This is a genomic window from Vibrio sp. OPT46, from assembly GCF_015163535.1.
Classification (GTDB): Bacteria; Pseudomonadota; Gammaproteobacteria; order Enterobacterales; family Vibrionaceae; genus Vibrio; species Vibrio alginolyticus.
Window position 1 is genome coordinate 1 of sequence record NZ_JADDYG010000229.1, and the last position, 431, is coordinate 431.

1 protein-coding gene is annotated in these 431 nt (G+C 36.9%); it reads left to right on the forward strand.

The annotated features are described in order from the left end of the window. Positions 1 to 297, forward strand: a 297-nt coding sequence (locus tag IQR33_RS09290) for a hypothetical protein (protein ID WP_193843657.1), incomplete at its 5' end; no start/stop codon positions are given. Positions 298 to 431 lie beyond the last annotated feature (134 nt).

A 431-nucleotide genomic window follows, 5' to 3' on the forward strand; every position in this document is an offset into this window, starting at 1 on the left:
AACGCCACTTTAGGGTTTACTGTTAATAACGAATTAAAGTTTTCTAAGATCAAGCAACTAGGGCTGTTAAAAGAGAAAATAAAAACGGCCAATAAGGAAATGGAGATCAATAATCCCGCCCAGGAGATGGAAGCAAAAAGAGTTAAAGATATGACCTCCTACACTTTAACCCGACTGTCAATATTGAACCTTATAAAAGAAATCTTACCTTCATTAAATAGCTCTGCTGGATTCGCTGGTGGTGCTCAATCGAATACATCCGAGCTAATAGAGGGATTTGTTGAAAGTATTGATTGATGTATAAGGGCCATTTTTCTGAAAAGATAATGGCCCTTTTTTTTATTGTCTTAATCGAGGTTCATTGTCTTCAAAAGCCTGTTTACAGCATAGTAGATGTAAAGCCCTAGTTGACTCCCTAAAAAGAACCACCA